This is a genomic window from Zoogloea sp. (genome assembly GCF_028693495.1).
GTDB lineage: Bacteria > Pseudomonadota > Gammaproteobacteria > Burkholderiales > Rhodocyclaceae > Zoogloea.
Genome location: NZ_JAQUVG010000074.1, coordinates 1 through 17766, shown reverse-complemented (window position 1 = coordinate 17766; position 17766 = coordinate 1). Strand labels below are relative to the sequence as shown.

The window sequence follows — 17766 nt, the reverse complement described above, 5'->3', positions numbered from 1 at the left end:
GGGAAGTCGAGCTGCTCGTCGGTGGCGCCGAGCTTGTCGAAGAGGTCGAAGGTGTGGTTGATGACCCAATCGGGGCGGGCGCCCGGACGGTCGATCTTGTTGATCACCACGATCGGCTTGAGGCCGAGGCCCAGGGCCTTGCGGGTCACGAAGCGGGTCTGGGGCATCGGGCCTTCGACCGAGTCGACCAGCAGCAGCACGCTGTCCACCATCGACAGCACGCGCTCGACCTCGCCGCCGAAGTCGGCGTGGCCCGGGGTGTCGACGATGTTGATGTGGGTGTCGCCATACTGGATCGCACAGTTCTTCGACAGGATGGTGATGCCCCGCTCCTTTTCGATATCCCCCGAGTCCATGATCCGCTCACTGACCTGCTGATTGTCGCGGAAGGTGCCTGATTGGCGCAGGAGCTGGTCGACGAGGGTGGTTTTGCCGTGGTCGACGTGGGCAATGATGGCGATGTTACGGATGGCGCGGGACATGTAGGTGGATACCGGAATTACTTGTAAACGCAGGATTTTAGCACGCCTTTGCGCGTTGCAGCATGACGGAGCCGCCACAAGGGGCGTGCTAAGATTGGCATTCATCACCTTTTTTCGAGGAGTAGCCTGGCAATGCTGGCAATTATCGGCGGTAGCGGTCTGACCCAACTGGCCACCCTGGACCTGATCCGTCGTGAGGTGGTGCGCACGCCCTACGGAGAGCCCTCGGGGGCGCTGACCTTCGGCCGGGTCTGTAATACCGCCATTGTGTTTCTGGCACGGCATGGCTATGGCCACACGATTCCCCCGCATCGGGTCAATTACCAGGCCAATTTATGGGCCCTGCAGCAGGCCAGGGTGGATGCCATCATTTCCGTGGCTTCGGTGGGCGGGATCCGGGCCGACCTGTGCCCGGGCAGGCTGGTCGTGCCCGATCAGATCATTGACTACACCTGGGGCCGCAAGAGCACCTTTCACGAAAATTCCGATGAGCCGGTGGTGCATATCGATTTTACGGAGCCCTACGATCAGTCCTTGCGTCAGCGCATCCTTGCGGCTGCCGGGGCTGCCGGCGAACCGGTTCTCGATGGTGCGGTATATGCTGCCACCCAGGGGCCACGTCTGGAAACAGCCGCCGAGATCAAACGGCTGGAGCGCGACGGATGTGATGTGGTTGGGATGACCGGCATGCCGGAGGCCGCCCTGGCCCGTGAGCTGGGCATTCCCTACGCTGCCATCAATGTGGTGGCCAATTTTGCAGCGGGGCGAGGGAGCAGCGAGACCCGGATCTGTTTTGACGAAATCGAGGTGGTTCTGAAGGAGGCCATGGGCCGGGTGCGCAACGTTCTCAACCATATCTGCGACAAATGATCCGCGAAGTCCTGCGCATGGGGGATCCCCGCTTGCTGGAGCGTGCCCGGGAGGTGGACGTCTTCGGAACGCCCGGGCTGGCTGGCTTGATCGCCGACATGCGCGACACGATGAAGCATCTCAACGGCGCCGGCCTGGCGGCGCCCCAGATCGGTGTCGGGCTGCGGGTGGTGATCTTCGGGGGTGGGCCGAGCCCCCGCTATCCGGATGCCGCTGCGGTGCCCGACACGGTGCTGATCAATCCAGTGCTCATGCCCGTGACCCGGGAGGAGGAGGGCGGCTGGGAGGGTTGCCTGTCGGTCCCTGGCCTGAGGGGCTGGGTTCCCCGATGGACCCAGTTGCGTTACATGGGGTTCGATGCGGACGGGGCTCCGATCGACCGCTATGCCACGGGTTTTCACGCCCGGGTGGTGCAGCACGAATGCGATCACCTGGATGGGATCCTTTATCCCATGCGGGTCAGGGACTTCAGCCGCTTTGGTTACACCGAGGTGCTTTTTCCGGACGGCTCCATGGCGGGTGATGACTGAACGCCGTCCCAGAAGGGCTGTGGCCTGGATCGACAGGCCGCAGCCCTTCAGATCGCCAGTTTTTCCAGCAGATCCGTCTCGATCTTGAGTATTCGAGCGTCCTGGGAGAGTTCTGGTCCGCTGATCAGGAAGGTGTCCTCCGCCCGCTCGCCAAGGGTGGCGATCTTGGCTGTATGGAGGTTGATGCCGTGGGCCACCAGGGTTTCGGCGACACCGAACAGCAGACCGGGCCGGTCGGCGGCGATCACCGACATGATGTAGTGCTGTCCGCGCTCATCCGGACGTATGCTGACTTCCGGCGTGATGGGAAAGTGCTTGACCTCCCGTGACAGGCGACCCGCGGCAGGTCGGTCCACCGGAGCATTTGCCTGAAGGCGTTCTGTCAGGTCGTGTTCCAGCAGGTTGATCATGTCCCGGTAATGGATCTCGTGGCCTGGATCCAGCAGGACGAAACTGTCCAGGGCGTAGCCATGGCGGGTGGTGTGAATCTTGGCATCGGCGATGCTGAAGCCCAGGCGGCTGAAAAATCCGCACAGGCGCACGAACAGGTCCCCGGCATCCCGCATGTAGACCATGACCTGCAGGCCTTCCCCCACCTGACTGAGGCGGGCCTTGACCAGCGGTTCATCGCTTTCCACCCGATAATAGAGCATGCGGGCGTGCCAGGCGATTTCTTCCGGATCGTGGCGCAGGAAGTAAACCTGGTCGAGTTGGGCCCAGAGGGCATCTTCGGTGCCGGGGCGCAGGCCATAGTAGCGCAGCAGGCTGCGGGCGTCGTCCTGGCGGACGGGGGTCCCCAGGGCCTGCTGGGGCGTGGCGCCGCGGAGCAGGCGCTGGGTGGCAAAGAACAGGTCTTCGAGCAGCTTGCCCTTCCAGCCATTCCAGACCTTTGGGCTGGTGCCACGAATATCCGCGTGGGTGAGGATGTAAAGGGCTGTCAGGTAGCGCTCGTTGCCCACCAGCCCGGCAAAACGCTGGATGACGTCCAGGTCGGAGAGGTCCTGTTTCTGAGCAACATTGGACATGGACAGATGGTGCTGGACAAGCCAGACCACCAGGCGGGTGTCTTCTTCGCCCAGACCATGGTTTTCGCAGAAATCCCGCGCATCCTTCATACCCAGCCTGGAATGATCTCCCCCCCGTCCTTTGGCGATGTCGTGGAAGATGGCTGCAATGTAGATCAGCCAGGGTTTCTCGAAACTCGTGCACAGGCGGGTCAGCAGGGGGTACTCGTGAGCATGATCGGCAACCATGAGGCGCCGCACGTTGCGCAGCACCTGCAGGATATGCTGGTCCACGGTGTAAACATGGAACAGGTCGTGCTGCATCTGGCCGACGATGCGTCGCCAGGCTGGCAGGTAAAAGCTGAGGATGCCGTACTGGTTCATCCGCCGCATTTCGTGAACGATGCCCCGCTTTTGTTGCAGGAGTCGCAGGAAAAGCGCCCGATTGGCCGGGTTCTGGCGGAATTCAGTGTTGATCAGCTTGCGGCCACGCCACAGGGCCCGCAGGGTGCGGGCGGTCATTCCCTTCAGCTCGGAGCGCTGCTGAAGGAGAAGGAAGCATTCGAGCAGGGCGCTGGGATGACGGTCAAAGACGCCCTCGTCCCGCACATCAAGCAGTTCCCGGACGCACTGGAAGCGCTCGTTGATGTTGATCGCGGCCGGATAACGGTTGGGGAAGAACTCCACCCCGAAGTTGAGGAGCAGGATGGTGTTGAGCTGGGTCACCTTCTTGGCTGTCCGGTAGTACTCCTGCATGAAGACTTCAGAGGCACGCCGGTTGTCGGTGGCGGTGAAGCCGAACTCATGGGCAAGGGTTTCCTGGTGGTCGAAGAGCAGGCGGTCTTCCCGGCGACGGGTCAGGTGATGGAGGCGGATGCGCACGTGCTGCAGGAAGCGCTCGAGCTCCCGCAGTTCAATCGCTTCCTCTTCGGTGATCAGACCGTGCCGGGCCAGGTCGCGCCAGTGGGTGCCCAGGCCGGCTGCCCGGCTGATCCAGCCGATCAGCTGCAGGTCACGCAGGCCGCCCGGGCTTTCCTTGCAGTTGGGCTCAAGGGAGTAGGGCGTGTCATTGTGGCGGGTGTAGCGCTGCTCCTGCTCAAGGCGTTTGGCTTTGAAGAACTGGCCGGGGTTCAGTTGGCCATGGAGGCGTTCCTGGAAACGCTTGAACAGGGGAGTGTTGCCGTGGATCAGGCGCGCCTCGAGCAGGTTTGTCATCACGGTGATGTCCTGCTCGGCCTCTTCGAGGCAGCCGTCGATGGTGCGCACGCTATGGCCTATCTCCAGCCCCACGTCCCAGAGCAGCCCGATCAACTGGGTGAGGCGCTCGCTAAGCTCCTCGTCGGGGTCGTCTTCCAGCAGGAACAGCAGATCCACGTCCGAATGGGGGAAGAGATCTCCCCGGCCATAGCCACCTACCGCCACCAGGCTGGCGGAAGAGGGGATGGCAGAGGCTTTCCACAGACTGGTCAGGACGGAGTCCACCAGCTGGCAGCGTCCCCTGAGGATGGGATCAGTCAGGGGGCGGGCTTCATAAGCGCGGCGCAAGGCATCGGCACCTGCCTTAAGGGAGGCTTTGTGGTGGGCGATCAGCTCGCGATTTGCTTCAAGGGCCGGGGGCAGGTGGGCAGCAGGCATCGTGGCAGGGTTCAGGGCAGCAGATGGGCGACGATGTCCGGGCGTGCCGGGGAGCCCGCAGACAGGGTGAGTACCTCCACACCGCTTTCGGTCACCAGCACCATGTGTTCCCACTGGGCGGACAGGCTGCGATCCCGGGTCACGATGGTCCAGCCATCGGAGAGTTCGGATATGGCCGCCTTGCCTGCATTGATCATCGGTTCAATGGTGAAGATCATGCCGGGGGTCAGTTCGATGCCGGTGCCCGGCTTCCCGTAGTGGAGCACCTGGGGATCCTCGTGGAAGCTGGCGCCGATGCCGTGGCCGCAGAACTCCCGGACCACCGAAAAGCCGGCATCCTCCGCGTGTTTCTGGATGGCATGGCCGATGTCGCCCAGGTGGGCGCCGGGCCTGACCTGCGCAATGCCAAGCCACAGGCACTCATAGGTGATCTGGCAGAGGCGGCGTGCCAGGATGCTGGCGCTCTTCTCGCCACCCACCAGAAACATCCTGCTGGTGTCGCCGTGATAGCTGTCCTTGATCACCGTGATGTCCAGGTTGACGATGTCGCCCTTCTTGAGTGCCTTGTCGCTGGGGACGCCGTGGCACACCTGGTGGTTGATGGAGGTGCAGATCGACTTGGGATAAGGGGTGTAGCCCGGCGGACAGTAATTGAGGGGTGCAGGGATGCAGTCCTGCACGTGCACCATGTAGTCGTGGCAGAGTTGGTCAAGCTCTTCGGTGGTGACGCCCGGTTTGACGAAGGGGGTGATGTAGTCCAGGACTTCGGAGCCAAGACGACCCGCAATACGCATTTTCTGGATTTCGTCGGGCGTTTTTATCGTGACGCTCATGGGTGTTTTGTAATTTTGGGGAGTCAGCCTGCTAGGCTAGCCGAAGCGCAGGGTGGCGGCAATCCGAAGGAAGATCGATGTCTGCGCCGGTCTTGAGGCGATGGCTCCAATGCTGCTACAATCGGAGGCTTGTCTGGATGACATCCGGCAAAATACACACGTCCGGCCCATTGGGGTCCGGCAGGTCCTTGCAAAGACTTGCGGCTAGGCGTGGCGTCGCAAGGTGCGGCGCCGGCAGGTCGGGCGGCGGTCAAACCTCAGTACTGGAGCAATTAAATGTCTGTAACCATGCGTCAGATGCTCGAAGCGGGCGTCCACTTCGGCCACCAAACCCGTTTCTGGAACCCGAAGATGGCTCCCTTCATCTTTGGTCAGCGCAACAAGATCCATATCGTCAATCTCGAGAAGACCCTGGTCAAGTACAACGAGGCCATGGACTTTGTCCGCAAGCTGGCGTCCAACCGCGGCACCATCCTGTTTGTGGGCACCAAGCGCCAGGCTCGCGAGATCGTTGCCGAAGAGGCCCGCCGTGCCGGCATGCCCTACGTGGATGAGCGCTGGCTGGGCGGCATGCTCACCAACTTCAAGACCGTGAAGGTGTCCATCAAGCGCCTCAAGGAAATGGAAGCCATGGTCGAGGACGGTTCCATCGAGCGTCTGTCCAAGAAGGAAGCCCTGATGGCCTCCCGTGAGCTTGAGAAGCTCCAGAAGAGCCTGGGCGGCATCAAGGATCTGGGCGGTCTGCCGGATGCCCTGTTCGTGATCGACGTGGGCTATCACAAGATCGCCATCACCGAAGCCAACAAGCTGGGTATTCCGGTTGTGGCCGTGGTGGATACCAATCACTCCCCCGAGGGTGTCGACTTCGTGATCCCCGGCAATGATGATTCCTCCCGCGCCATCCGTCTGTACGCCCGTGGCGTCGCCGACTCGGTGCTGGAAGGTAAGAATGCCGTGATCCAAGAAATCGTTGCAGCCGGCTCCGACGAGTTTGTCGAAGTCGAAGAGGGCAGCGAAGAGCAGGCCTGACAGATCTCGGGATGGGCGCCAAGGGCGCCCATCTTCAAATACGATCACATACAATCCAGATAGATACTTAGGAGCAAGCATGGCGGAAATTACCGCAAGCATGGTCAAGGAGCTGCGCGAGAAGACCGACGCACCCATGATGGAGTGCAAGAAGGCCCTGTCCGAAGCCGCGGGTGACATGGACAAGGCGGAAGAGATTTTGCGTGTCAAGCTGGGCAACAAGGCTTCCAAGGCTGCAGCCCGTGTGACCGCCGAAGGCATCGTTGGTGTTTACATCTCCGCTGACGCCAAGCTGGCCGCCATGGTCGAAGTGAATTGCGAAACCGATTTTGTCGCCAAGAACGATGACTTCCTGGCGCTGGTCAAGAATGTCGCCGAGCTCGTGGCTACCAGGAATCCTGCCGATGTGGACGCCCTCTCCGCCCTGGAGCTTGATGGCCAGACGGTTGAAGAGGTTCGCAAGGCCCTGATTGGCAAGATCGGTGAGAACATGTCCATCCGTCGCTTCGTTCGTACCGAAGCGCAGGGTGCCGTGGCTTCCTACGTTCACGGCGGTGCCAAGATTGGCGTGCTGGTGGACCTGGTGGGTGGCGACGAAGTGCTGGCCAGGGATATCGCCATGCACATCGCCGCGTCCAAGCCCAAGTCGCTGGATGCTTCCGGCGTTCCCGCCGAACTGCTGGATGTGGAGCGTCGCATTGCCATCGAGAAGGCTCGCGAAGCTGGCAAGCCCGAAGCCATGCTCGACAAGATCGCCGAAGGTACCGTCCAGAAGTACCTGAAGGACGTGACCCTGCTGGATCAGGTCTTCGTCAAGGCCGAAGATGGCAAGCAGACCATCGCCCAGCTGCTCAAGGCGAAGGGTGCGTCCGTTGCCGGCTTCACCCTCTACATCGTGGGCGAGGGTATCGAGAAGAAGGTGACCGATTTTGCTGCCGAGGTGGCTGCCCAGGCCGCTGCTGCTGCCCAGAAGTAAGAAAGGCATTCTGAAATGAGCCAGCCCGCCTACAAGCGCATCCTCCTCAAACTTTCTGGCGAAGCCTTGATGGGCGACGATGCTTACGGCATCAATCGCGAGGTGGTTGCCGGCATCGTTCGAGACGTGGTTGAAGTTACCCGTCTTGGCGTCGAGGTGGGGGTTGTGATTGGGGGCGGGAACATCTTCCGTGGCATGTCCGGGGCCGCGTCTGGAATGGATCGCGCCACTGCCGACTACATGGGGATGCTGGCGACCGTCATGAATGCCATGGCCCTTGCGGATGCCTTCCGCACCGCAGGGGTCAATGCGCGGGTCCAGTCGGCCCTGCGTATCGATCAGGTTGTTGAACCCTATATTCGTGGCAAGGCCATCCGCTATCTCGAAGAGGGACGTGTGGTCATCTTCGGAGCTGGCACCGGCAATCCCTTCTTCACCACTGACACGGCCGCAGCCTTGCGGGGTTCGGAGATTGGTGCCGATATCGTGCTGAAAGCAACGAAGGTGGATGGCATCTACACCGCCGATCCCAAGAAGGATCCTTCCGCGACGCGTTTTCAGCGGATCTCCTTCGATGAGGCGATTGCCCGTAATCTTGCGGTCATGGATGCGACGGCCTTTGCCCTGTGCCGTGACCAGCGCCTGCCCATCAATGTGTTCAGTCTCTTCAAGCCGGGCGCCTTGCTGCGTGTGGTGATGGGAGAAGATGAAGGCACGCTGGTGTATTGCTGAGGATGAAGCGATGATCCCGGATCTGAAGAAAACTACTGAAGCCAAGATGCAGAAGTCCATCGAGGCACTCAAGGCTGATCTCGCCAAGGTGCGGACTGGTCGTGCTCACACGGGCATTCTGGATCATGTGATGGTCGATTATTATGGGAGCCCTGTGCCGGTCAACCAGGTGGCGAACATCACCTTGATCGACTCCCGAACCATTGGTGTGCAGCCGTGGGAAAAGCCGATGATTGCCAAGGTGGAGAAGGCCATCCGTGATTCGGATCTTGGCCTGAACCCGTCTTCCCAGGGGGATCTGATCCGTGTGCCGATGCCCGTGCTGACCGAAGAGCGCCGCCGCGATCTGATCAAGGTTGTCAAGCACGAGGGAGAAGGCGCCAAGGTTGCCGTACGCAACCTGCGCCGGGATGCCAACAGTACCCTCAAGGATGCCCTGAAGGCCAAGACCATCTCCGAGGACGACGAGCGCCGTGCCCAGGAAGATGTTCAAAAACTGACCGACAAGGCCATCGTCGAAATTGACAAGCTCCTCGCACAGAAAGAGCAAGAGCTGATGCAGATCTGACCTTCGGGTCGGTCTGTTTTTGCGGTTCCTTTCAGGCGGAAACACTATGGTGCGATTGCCCTTTCTCAGCTCCACGCGGGGCGTTCCCGAGGCTGCCGAGGTTCCGCGGCACATCGCAATCATCATGGATGGCAATGGGCGGTGGGCGCGCAAGCGCCTGATGCCCAGGGTTGCGGGTCATGCCAAGGGCGTGGACTCCCTGCGGGAAGTGATTCGCACCTGTCTCGATCGGGGCGTCGAGTACCTGACGGTCTTTGCCTTCAGTTCAGAGAACTGGCGCCGCCCGAAGGACGAAGTGTCCTTCCTGATGCAGTTGTTCATAAAGTCGCTGAAGTCCGAGCTTGAGCGCATTCACCGCAACCACATCCGGCTGCGGGTCGTCGGAGATCTGGCACCCTTTGATGAGGCCCTGGTGAACCTCATCCACGAAGGTGAGGCGCTGACGGCCGGAAACACCCGCATGAACCTGAGTATCTGCGCCAATTATGGTGGTCGCTGGGACATCCTTCAGGCGATGCGCAAGATGGCCGCAGAAGCTCCGGGGCAGACTGAAGCCTGGTCCGAGGAGAGTCTGGCCGGACATCTTGCCCTGAACTTTGCCCCTGAGCCGGATCTTTTCATTCGTACCGGGGGAGAGCAGCGCGTCAGCAACTTCCTGCTGTGGCAGCTGGCCTACTCCGAGCTGTATTTCACTGACAAGCTCTGGCCGGAATTCGGTGAGGCGGCCCTGGATGAGGCGATCGCCTCCTACCAGTCCCGGGAGCGCCGTTTTGGTCGCACCAGCGAACAGCTGGTGTCCGATCCAGCCGGTCCCGCGGCGCCCGACCATGCTTAAAGCGCGGGTTATTACCGCGCTCTTCCTGCTGGCTGGCCTGATGAGCGCGCTTTTCCTGCTACCTCCTCCCGGCTGGCTCGCTCTGGCATCCCTGATCTGTGCCGTGGGTGCCTCCGAATGGGCGGCGATGGTGGGTTTCTCCAAGGCTGCAGGACGTCTTTACGGCATTTTGCTCGGTGGCCTGTGCGCTGCAGGGGGGATGGTATCCGGTCTGCATCTGGAATCTACCGTTGCCCCGTTCAGCCTGGCCCCCCTCTATGGCATCAGTGCGCTGTTCTGGCTGGGCTGCGTGCCCTTCTGGTTGAAGTCGCGCTGGAAGCTGCCGGGCAGTGCTGCCGGGGCCCTGGTGGGTCTGGTGCTGCTCCTTCCCCCGAGTCTTGCGCTTGCCCATCTCCGCCTGCTCAGTCCGTGGTTGCTGCTGGCCGTGATGGCCGCCGTGTGGGTGGCCGATGTGGCGGCCTATTTTACCGGCCGTGCCTTTGGCCGGCGCAAACTGGCACCGCACATCAGTCCGGGCAAGAGCTGGGAGGGAGCCTACGGGGCAGCGGCTGGAGTCCTCATCTACGGTCTCCTGTGCCTGTCCCAGGTCGATGGCCTGACCCCCTTGCTGGCGGCGCTGGCTGTGCCGGTCCTGCTGGGCTTTACTGCGGTCAGCATCATCGGTGACCTGTTTGAATCCCTCATCAAGCGTCAGGCCGGTGTCAAGGACAGCGGGACGCTGCTGCCGGGGCATGGCGGGGTGCTGGACCGGATCGACAGCCTGACGTCCACCCTGCCCCTGGCTGGTCTGGCGTTTCTCTGGATTGCCCGTTAAGTAATGAACTCTCGCAAGAAACTGCTCACAGTCCTGGGCGCCACCGGTTCCATCGGGGTCAGTACCCTGGATGTGGTTGCCCGTCATCCGGAGCGCTACGGCATTTTTGCACTCACTGCCCATCGCCAGGTGGACAAGTTGTTCGAGCAGTGTCGTGCTTGCCGTCCTGCTTATGCGGTGGTGGATCAGCCTGCGGATGCTCAGCGTCTCCAGGCGCTGCTGGACGGGGTCGGGTGCTGTACCGAGGTGCTGGCAGGGCCGGAGGCCCTTGCCGCCGTCTCGGCCGCGCCGGAGGTGGACATGGTCATGGCGGCGATCGTCGGGGCCGCAGGACTCGTCCCGACCCTGGCGGCAGCCAGGGCGGGCAAGCGCATCCTGCTGGCCAACAAGGAGGCGCTGGTCATGTCCGGAGCCCTCTTCATGCAGGAGGTGGCCGCAAGTGGTGCCGAGCTTTTGCCCATCGACAGTGAGCACAATGCCATTTTCCAGACACTCCCCGCCGGCTTCGAGCGGGGCTTGCAGGGCAGTGGTGTGACCCGCATTCTCCTGACCGCCTCTGGTGGACCGTTTCGCAGCATGCCCCTGGCGTCACTGTCCTCGGTCACCCCCGAGATGGCAGTGGCTCACCCCAACTGGGTGATGGGACGCAAGATTTCCGTCGATTCGGCGACGATGATGAACAAGGGGCTCGAGGTGATCGAGGCCCACTGGCTGTTTGGTGCCCCGGCAGAGCAGATTGAAGTCGTGATCCATCCCCAGAGCGTGATCCACTCCATGGTGGCTTATGAAGACGGCTCTGTTCTCGCCCAGCTGGGTAACCCGGACATGCGGACTCCGATCGCCCACGCGATGGCCTTTCCGGAGCGGATCGGAGCGGGGGTGCGCCCCCTGGATTTCTTTGAGCTGGGACAATTGAGCTTCGAGCGTCCGGATCTTGACCGTTTTCCCTGTCTGGCTCTGGCCTATCGTGCCCTGAAGCAGGGTGGGATTGCGCCTGCCGTGCTCAATGCGGCCAATGAAGTGGCAGTGGCCTGCTTTCTCGAAGGCAAGCTGCGTTTCGATCGTATCGGCACGGTGGTGGAGGCCTGCCTGAATGTGATTCCAGGGCAGACGGTGGAGTCTCTTGAGGGGGTGTTCGAAGCTGACCGTAAGGCCCGGGTGGTCGCGGCCAGTCAGGTGGAGGCATTTGTCCGGTGAGCGACATGGGAGTGCTGGATTACCTGCTGCCCTTTGTGCTGGCCCTGGGGGTCCTGATCGTTGTCCATGAGTATGGGCATTACGGCGTTGCCCGGCTGTGTGGCGTCAAGGTGCTGCGTTTTTCCCTGGGCTTCGGCAAGGTGGTGTGGATGCGGCGCTGGGGGCCCGACCAGACCGAATGGGCTCTCTCGATCTTCCCCCTGGGGGGATACGTCAAGATGCTCGATGAGCGGGAGGCGCCAGTCGCCTCACACGAACTCCATCGGGCTTTCAACCGGCAGAACGTATGGAAGCGGATTGCCATCGTTGCGGCCGGCCCCCTGGCCAATTTCCTCCTTGCCATCGCCCTGTACTGGGGGCTCTACAGCGGTGGAGTGGAAGAGCTGCGTGCCCGGATTGGCGAGCCTGTGGCGGCCAGCGCTGCCGACAAGGCCGGCTTCACCGCGGGTGAGCTGGTGCGTTCGGTCAATGGCACACCGGTTGCAACCTGGCAGGAATTTCGTTGGGTGCTCCTCAATCAGGCTCTGGATCGCAAGGTCGTCGATGTGGAGATGATCAACGAGGCCAGGGAAATCAATGTCCGTCGGCTGGACCTGTCGGGTATCTCGGTGGACCAGTCGGAAAAGGATGCGGCGACCCAGTTGGGTCTGCAGCTTTACCGGCCTGCAGTGCCGGCGGTGCTGGGGCATCTGAGTCCTGGGGGGGCGGCCGCCACTGCGGGGCTGAAAAGCGGAGACCGGGTGCTGCGGATCGGTGACAAAGCCGTGAATGACTGGACGGACCTGGTTCTGGCCGTCCGGGATGCCCCTGGTCAGACACTGGAAATGGAAATCCTGCGGAGTGGCGAGGCGCAGGTGTTCTCCCTCGTTCCCACCGGGGTGGAGGAGGGCGGACGGCGGATCGGGCGGATCGGCGTTGCGGTGGCCGATGCGGATATCCGCCGGGACCTGATGTTTGTCACGGTCCGCTACGATCTGTCCGAGGCCTTCGTCAAGGGGCTTCGGCAGACCTGGGACACGGCTGCGCTCAGCGTGATTGTGATGGGGCGGATGATCACTGGTGAAGTCTCCGTCAAGAATCTCAGCGGGCCGGTGACCATTGCCGACTTTGCTGGCCAGTCGGCCAAGATGGGCTGGACCCATTACATCAAGTTTCTGGCCCTGATCAGCATCAGTCTTGGGGTGCTCAACCTGCTGCCCGTGCCCGTTCTGGACGGGGGGCACTTACTGTATTATGTGATCGAAATCATCAAGGGCGGCCCGGTATCCGAGCGCGTCATGGAAATAGGCCAGCAGATCGGGATGGTCCTGCTGGCTGCGCTCATGGCCTTTGCCTTCTACAACGACATCAACCGCCTTGTTGCTAGCTGAAATCGGATGAAATCCAAGCTTCTCCCCGGGGTGATCGCGGCCTTGTTTGCCGCCTCGCCCGCCCTGGCTTTCGAGCCTTTTGTCGTCAAGGATATCCGTGTTGAGGGTATCCAGCGCACCGAAGCCGGTACGGTATTCACTTACCTGCCGGTAAAGGTTGGCGAACCCTTCTCCGAAGAGAAAGCCTCCCAGGCCATCAAGGCCTTGTTTGCCACCGGCTTCTTCAAGGATGTCCGGATCGAAGTGGACAAGGACGTCATCGTTGTGGTGGTCGATGAACGTCCGGCCATTTCCCAGGTGGATTTTGTCGGCATCAAGGAATTCGACAAGGAAGCCCTTAAAAAAGGTCTCAAGGAAGTCGGACTCGCCGAGTCCCGCATTTTCGATCGGGCAGTGCTGGAGCGCGCCGAGCAGGAGCTCAAGCGCCAGTACCTGGGCAAGGGTCTCTACGGTGTCCAGGTGACCACCACCGTGACTCCCCTGGAACGTAACCGGGTGGGTGTGAATTTCAACGTGGTGGAAGGCGATGCGGCCAAGATCCGTCAGATCAGCATCATCGGTAACAAGGCCTTCAAGGAAAAGGAGCTGCTTGATCTCTTTTCCCTGACCACGCCGGGCTGGATGACCTGGTACTCCAAGAGCGACCAGTATTCCAAGCAGAAGCTGTCGGCGGACATCGAGGCCCTGCGCTCCCATTACCTGAACAGGGGTTACCTGGATTTCACCATTGACTCCACCCAAGTGTCGATCACGCCGGACAAGAAGGACATCTACGTCACCCTGGCGATCAGTGAGGGGGAGAAATACACCGTTTCCGATGTGAAGCTGGCTGGCAACATGGTGGTTGGTGAAGCGGAGCTCCAGAAGCTGGTCAAGCTGAAGACAGGCGAAACTTTCGTCCGCGACAACGTGACGGCGACCACCAAGGCGATCAGTGACCGTCTAGGTAATGAAGGCTATGCCTTTGCCAATGTGAACGCGGCGCCGGAGGTGGACAAGGCCAAGCGTGAGGTCGCGTTCACCTTCTTCGTGGATCCGGGACGGCGTGTATATGTGCGCAAGCTCAACTTTGCCGGTAACCAGCGTACCCGGGATGAGGTTCTGCGCCGTGAAATGCGCCAGATGGAAGGGGCCTGGTATGACGGTGCGGCCATCAACCGTTCCAAGACCCGTCTGGATCGTCTTGGGTACTTTGACGAGGTCACCATCGAGACGCCCGCCGTGCCGGGTACGACCGACCAGGTCGACGCCAACTTCACGGTCAAGGAGCGGGCTACCGGTAACCTGATGCTGGGTGCCGGCTTCTCGAGTGCCGAAAAGGTCATCCTGTCCGCATCCATTTCCCAGCAGAACCTGTTCGGAACGGGAAATGCGATGACCCTGCAGATGAACACGGGCCGCATCAACAAGACCATTGCCCTGTCCTTTACCAACCCCTACTGGAGCATCGACGGGGTGAGCCTGGGATGGGACATCTATCAGCGCAACGTGGATCCCACTTCCCTCTCGGTGGCGACCTACAAGAGTTCCTCCATTGGCGGCGGGATACGCTTTGGCTACCCGATTGCCGAGGATGACCGGATCAACTTCGGCCTGTCTGTGGATCAGACCAAGATCTCGGTGTATGACTCCAGCCCGGCGCCTTACGTGAATTTCGTGAACAGCCATGGCGACACGGCGCGCAGCCTGCTGGCCACTATAGGTTGGGGACGGGATCGTCGCGACAGCTTCCTTTACCCGACTTCCGGTGTCTATCAGCGGGCTTCCGTTGAAGTGGCAACGCCGCTTCTGGACATGCGCTACGTGCGGGCAAACTATCAGCATCAGCACTGGTTCCCCCTGGGGGGCGGGCATGCCCTGATGCTGAACGCTGATGTGGGCTATGCGGTGGGATATGGTGGCGTCGAGCTGCCGTTCTACAAGAATTTCTATGCAGGCGGTATCGGCTCGGTGCGAGGTTATCAGCAGAGCACTCTCGGTCCGAGCTACGATTACAACGGCTACCGTCGGGCCCTCGGCGGCAACCGTCGCGCCATCGCCAATGCGGAATATTATTTCCCCATGCCCGGCTCCCAGAAGGACAAGTCCATGCGCTTGTCCCTCTTCGTGGATGCGGGTTATGTGTGGGGGCCGGATGACAAGGTCCAGGCCTCGGATTTGCGTTACAGTGCTGGCGTTGCCTTCTCGTGGAGTTCGCCGGTAGGGCCCCTGAAGTTCAGCCTGGGCCAGGCCCTCAAGAAGGAAGAGGGCGACCGGACCCAGAAATTCCAGTTCCAGCTGGGTACGGTATTCTGATCGCGGCCGACGCGTATAGCATGCAGATGGAGGTTTGAGTGAAAGGTATTGGTATTTCCACGCTGGTGGCCATGATGCTGGCTGCCTTTGCCCAGACGGCAGTCGCCGAGGTCAAGGTCGGCTTCGTGAATTCCGATCGTGTCATGAAGGAAGCCACTCCGGCCAAGAAGGCCCAGCAGAAGCTCGAGAAGGAGTTCGAGAAGCGGGATCAGGATCTTCAGCGCCTGGCCAAGCAGCTCCAGGGCATGCAGGAGGGGCTGGAGAAGAATGGTGTGACCATGGGTGAGGGCGAGCGTCGCAACAAAGAGCGCGAGTTCAACGAACTCAACCGGGAGTTCCAGCGCAAGCAGCGGGAGTTCCGGGAAGACCTGAACCAGCGTCGCAACGAGGAACTCGCTGGTGTGCTGGACCGGGCCAACAAGACGATCAAGCAGATCGCCGAGGCGGACAAGTACGACATCATCTTCCAGGAAGCTGTTTACGCCAGTCCGCGTATCGACATCACCGACAAGGTGATCAAGGCCCTGAGCGAAGCGAAGTAAGACCGAGCCGATGGAACTGACCCTAGGCGAGCTGGTTGCCCGGCTCGGAGGCGAGCTTGCGGGTGATGCCGGCGTGCGAGTCCGCCAGGTCGCGTCCCTGGAAAGCGCGGGTGACGGTGATCTGGCCTTCCTGTCCAATCCCAGGTTGAGCGCGGCCCTGGCAGGGAGCCAAGCCTCAGCCTTCATCCTGGCGCCCAAGGCGGCGGGTCTGACGGAGCGACCGCGCGTGATCACGCCGGATCCTTATCTTTATTTCGCCCGTGCAGCCCAGCTCTTCAATCCGCCCAAGGCTGCCGCACCCGGCATTCATGCTACGGCCGTGGTGGCGTCCTCCCTGCCGGCTTCGGTGTCGGTCGGGCCTCAGGCGGTGATCGGTGAGGACTGCCGGATTGGCGAGAACTGTGTGATCGGCCCCGGCTGCGTGATTGGGGACAAGGTCGTCCTGGGTGCCGGTTCCCTGCTCCATGGGGGTGTCAGGATCTACGATCACTGTGTGATCGGTGCCCGCGCCATCATGCATGCAGGTGTCGTGATCGGCGCCGACGGTCTGGGGTTTGCCCGGGATGCCGACAAGCATTGGGTCAAGATTCCCCAGATCGGCCGGGTCATCATCGGTGACGATGTGGAGATCGGTGCCAACACCGCCATAGACCGGGGAGCCCTTGATGACACGGTGATCGGCAACGGCGTCAAGCTGGACAACCTGATCCACGTGGCCCATAACTGCCAGATCGGGGACGACACGATCCTGGCTGCCATGGTGGGCATGGCAGGGAGTACCAGGCTTGGCAAGCGGGTGATGGCGGGTGGCAAGGCGGGCTTCTCCGGGCACCTCGAAGTGGCCGACGATGTGGTGGTTTCGGCGGACACCAATGTCACCAAGACCATCGACAAGGCCGGGGTTTATACATCGCTGCTCCCGATCCAGCCCCATGCGGACTGGGTCCGCAATTTTGCCCACCTGCGTCGCCTGGATGCGATGGCGGAGCGGCTGCGTGAGCTGGAAAAGAAGCTCGCCCAAATGGAAAAAGAATCATGAGCGAAATTATCGACATCAACGAGATCAAGCGTTTAATTCCCCACCGTTACCCTTTTCTGCTGGTGGACCGGATTACCGAGCTTGAAGTAGGCAAGCGGGTCGTGGGGCTCAAGAATGTGACCATCAACGAGCCGTTCTTTCCTGGGCATTTCCCCCATAATCCGGTGATGCCGGGGGTTCTGATCATTGAGGCGATGGCCCAGGCGGCGGCGATTCTGGCTTTCAAGACCGACGGATCGGTACCGGATGAGGGCTCGACGGTGTATTTCGCTTCGGTGGACAACGTTCGTTTCAAGCGTCCGGTGGTGCCGGGGGATCAGCTGGTGATCGAGGCCGAAATCGTGCGCAAGATGCGCAACATCTGGAAGTTCAGGGCCGTGGCGCGTGTCGACGGCGAACTGGCTACGGAAGCCGAGTTCATGTGCGCGATCAAGCGATGAGCGTCCACCCGACCGCCATCGTTCATCCGGGGGCACGTCTCGCTGAAGGGGTGCAGGTCGGGCCGTACTCCATCATCGGGGCGCACGTGGAGATCGGTGAGGGAACCACTGTCGGTCCCCACGTGGTGATCGAGGGGCATACCCGGATCGGGCGCAACAATCGCATCTTCCAGTTTTGTTCCCTTGGCTCCGAGCCCCAGGACAAGAAGTACGCCGATGAGCCGACCCGGCTCGAGATTGGCGATGGCAACACCATCCGCGAATTCTGCAGCTTCAGCACCGGGACCCTCCAGGATGGCGGCCTCACCCGTGTCGGCAACGACAACTGGATCATGGCCTATGTTCACGTGGCTCACGACTGCGTCGTCGGCAGCAATACGATCTTTGCCAACAATGCGACCCTGGCGGGTCATGTGAGCGTGGGCGACTGGGCCATCCTGGGGGGGTTCACCGGGGTACATCAGTTCGTCCGGGTCGGTGCCCACAGTTGCTGCGGCGTGGGAACGGTGCTGCTACAGGACCTGCCTCCCTTTGTCACCGTCTCGGGCAACCCGGCCGCACCTCACGGCATCAAC

18 protein-coding genes are annotated in these 17766 nt (G+C 61.4%); 15 read left to right on the top strand and 3 right to left on the bottom strand.

The genetic code is table 11. The annotated features are described in order from the left end of the window. A partial coding sequence (locus PHD22_RS12295; protein ID WP_299867120.1) for a GTP-binding protein occupies positions 1 to 482 on the bottom strand: 482 nt, incomplete at its 3' end. Between the two features lie 132 nt (positions 483 to 614). Between PHD22_RS12295 and PHD22_RS12290 the strand changes: the two genes are divergently transcribed. Both PHD22_RS12290 and PHD22_RS12285 read left to right on the top strand, forming a co-directional pair. Continuing rightward, positions 615 to 1352: an S-methyl-5'-thioinosine phosphorylase gene (locus tag PHD22_RS12290; protein WP_299867118.1), complete on the top strand. Its 738-nt coding sequence runs from the start codon at positions 615 to 617 to the stop codon at positions 1350 to 1352. After that, positions 1349 to 1882, top strand: a complete 534-nt coding sequence (locus PHD22_RS12285; RefSeq protein WP_299867116.1) for a peptide deformylase — start codon at positions 1349 to 1351, stop codon at positions 1880 to 1882. Before PHD22_RS12290 ends, PHD22_RS12285 begins: the two co-directional genes overlap by 4 nt. A 47-nt stretch (positions 1883 to 1929) precedes the next feature. Here the strand turns inward: PHD22_RS12285 and PHD22_RS12280 are convergent, their stop codons facing one another. Both PHD22_RS12280 and map read right to left on the bottom strand, forming a co-directional pair. Next, a complete protein-coding gene (locus PHD22_RS12280) occupies positions 1930 to 4521 on the bottom strand; it encodes a [protein-PII] uridylyltransferase (RefSeq protein ID WP_299867114.1) in 2592 nt (863 codons plus the stop codon). An 11-nt stretch (positions 4522 to 4532) separates the two neighbouring features. Next, on the bottom strand, positions 4533 to 5381 hold the full coding sequence (gene map / locus PHD22_RS12275) for a type I methionyl aminopeptidase (protein WP_299867128.1): 849 nt from the start codon (positions 5379 to 5381) through the stop codon (positions 4533 to 4535). 249 nt (positions 5382 to 5630) lie between these two features. Here map and rpsB point away from each other — a divergent pair, with 249 nt between their 5' ends. From rpsB to lpxA, 13 genes are all read left to right on the top strand, one after another. Continuing rightward, positions 5631 to 6383, top strand: a complete 753-nt coding sequence (gene rpsB / locus PHD22_RS12270) for a 30S ribosomal protein S2 (RefSeq protein WP_299867112.1) — start codon at positions 5631 to 5633, stop codon at positions 6381 to 6383. 79 nt (positions 6384 to 6462) lie between these two features. Further along, the gene (gene tsf, locus PHD22_RS12265; RefSeq protein ID WP_299867110.1) at positions 6463 to 7359 is read left to right on the top strand and encodes a translation elongation factor Ts; all 897 of its coding nucleotides are present in this window, start codon (positions 6463 to 6465) and stop codon (positions 7357 to 7359) included. A gap of 15 nt (positions 7360 to 7374) precedes the next feature. Continuing rightward, positions 7375 to 8091, top strand: coding sequence for a UMP kinase (pyrH, locus tag PHD22_RS12260; RefSeq protein ID WP_299867108.1), 717 nt, complete (start codon positions 7375 to 7377; stop codon positions 8089 to 8091). A 10-nt stretch (positions 8092 to 8101) separates the two neighbouring features. Further along, on the top strand, positions 8102 to 8659 hold the full coding sequence (gene frr, locus PHD22_RS12255; RefSeq protein WP_299867106.1) for a ribosome recycling factor: 558 nt from the start codon (positions 8102 to 8104) through the stop codon (positions 8657 to 8659). Between the two features lie 46 nt (positions 8660 to 8705). Continuing rightward, positions 8706 to 9494: a polyprenyl diphosphate synthase gene (gene uppS, locus PHD22_RS12250; RefSeq protein WP_299867104.1), complete on the top strand. Its 789-nt coding sequence runs from the start codon at positions 8706 to 8708 to the stop codon at positions 9492 to 9494. Beyond that, the gene (locus tag PHD22_RS12245) at positions 9487 to 10308 is read left to right on the top strand and encodes a phosphatidate cytidylyltransferase (RefSeq protein ID WP_299867101.1); all 822 of its coding nucleotides are present in this window, start codon (positions 9487 to 9489) and stop codon (positions 10306 to 10308) included. The genes uppS and PHD22_RS12245 overlap by 8 nt, the downstream gene beginning before the upstream one ends. A 3-nt stretch (positions 10309 to 10311) precedes the next feature. Continuing rightward, positions 10312 to 11505, top strand: coding sequence for a 1-deoxy-D-xylulose-5-phosphate reductoisomerase (ispC, locus tag PHD22_RS12240; protein WP_299867099.1), 1194 nt, complete (start codon positions 10312 to 10314; stop codon positions 11503 to 11505). Between the two features lie 5 nt (positions 11506 to 11510). After that, entirely contained in the window at positions 11511 to 12875 is a 1365-nt protein-coding gene (gene rseP, locus PHD22_RS12235; RefSeq protein WP_299867126.1) for an RIP metalloprotease RseP, read from the top strand. Positions 12876 to 12881: 6 nt separating this feature from the next. After that, positions 12882 to 15170: an outer membrane protein assembly factor BamA gene (bamA, locus tag PHD22_RS12230; protein WP_299867098.1), complete on the top strand. Its 2289-nt coding sequence runs from the start codon at positions 12882 to 12884 to the stop codon at positions 15168 to 15170. 47 nt (positions 15171 to 15217) lie between these two features. After that, on the top strand, positions 15218 to 15712 hold the full coding sequence (locus PHD22_RS12225; RefSeq protein ID WP_299867124.1) for an OmpH family outer membrane protein: 495 nt from the start codon (positions 15218 to 15220) through the stop codon (positions 15710 to 15712). Positions 15713 to 15722: 10 nt separating this feature from the next. After that, on the top strand, positions 15723 to 16751 hold the full coding sequence (gene lpxD, locus PHD22_RS12220) for a UDP-3-O-(3-hydroxymyristoyl)glucosamine N-acyltransferase (RefSeq protein WP_299867097.1): 1029 nt from the start codon (positions 15723 to 15725) through the stop codon (positions 16749 to 16751). Positions 16752 to 16756: 5 nt separating this feature from the next. Next, complete coding sequence (gene fabZ / locus PHD22_RS12215; protein WP_366520733.1) at positions 16757 to 17191, top strand: 3-hydroxyacyl-ACP dehydratase FabZ; 435 nt, start codon at positions 16757 to 16759, stop codon at positions 17189 to 17191. Further along, the coding region (lpxA, locus tag PHD22_RS12210) for an acyl-ACP--UDP-N-acetylglucosamine O-acyltransferase (RefSeq protein ID WP_299867094.1) at positions 17188 to 17766 on the top strand (579 nt) is incomplete at its 3' end. The genes fabZ and lpxA, both read left to right, overlap by 4 nt.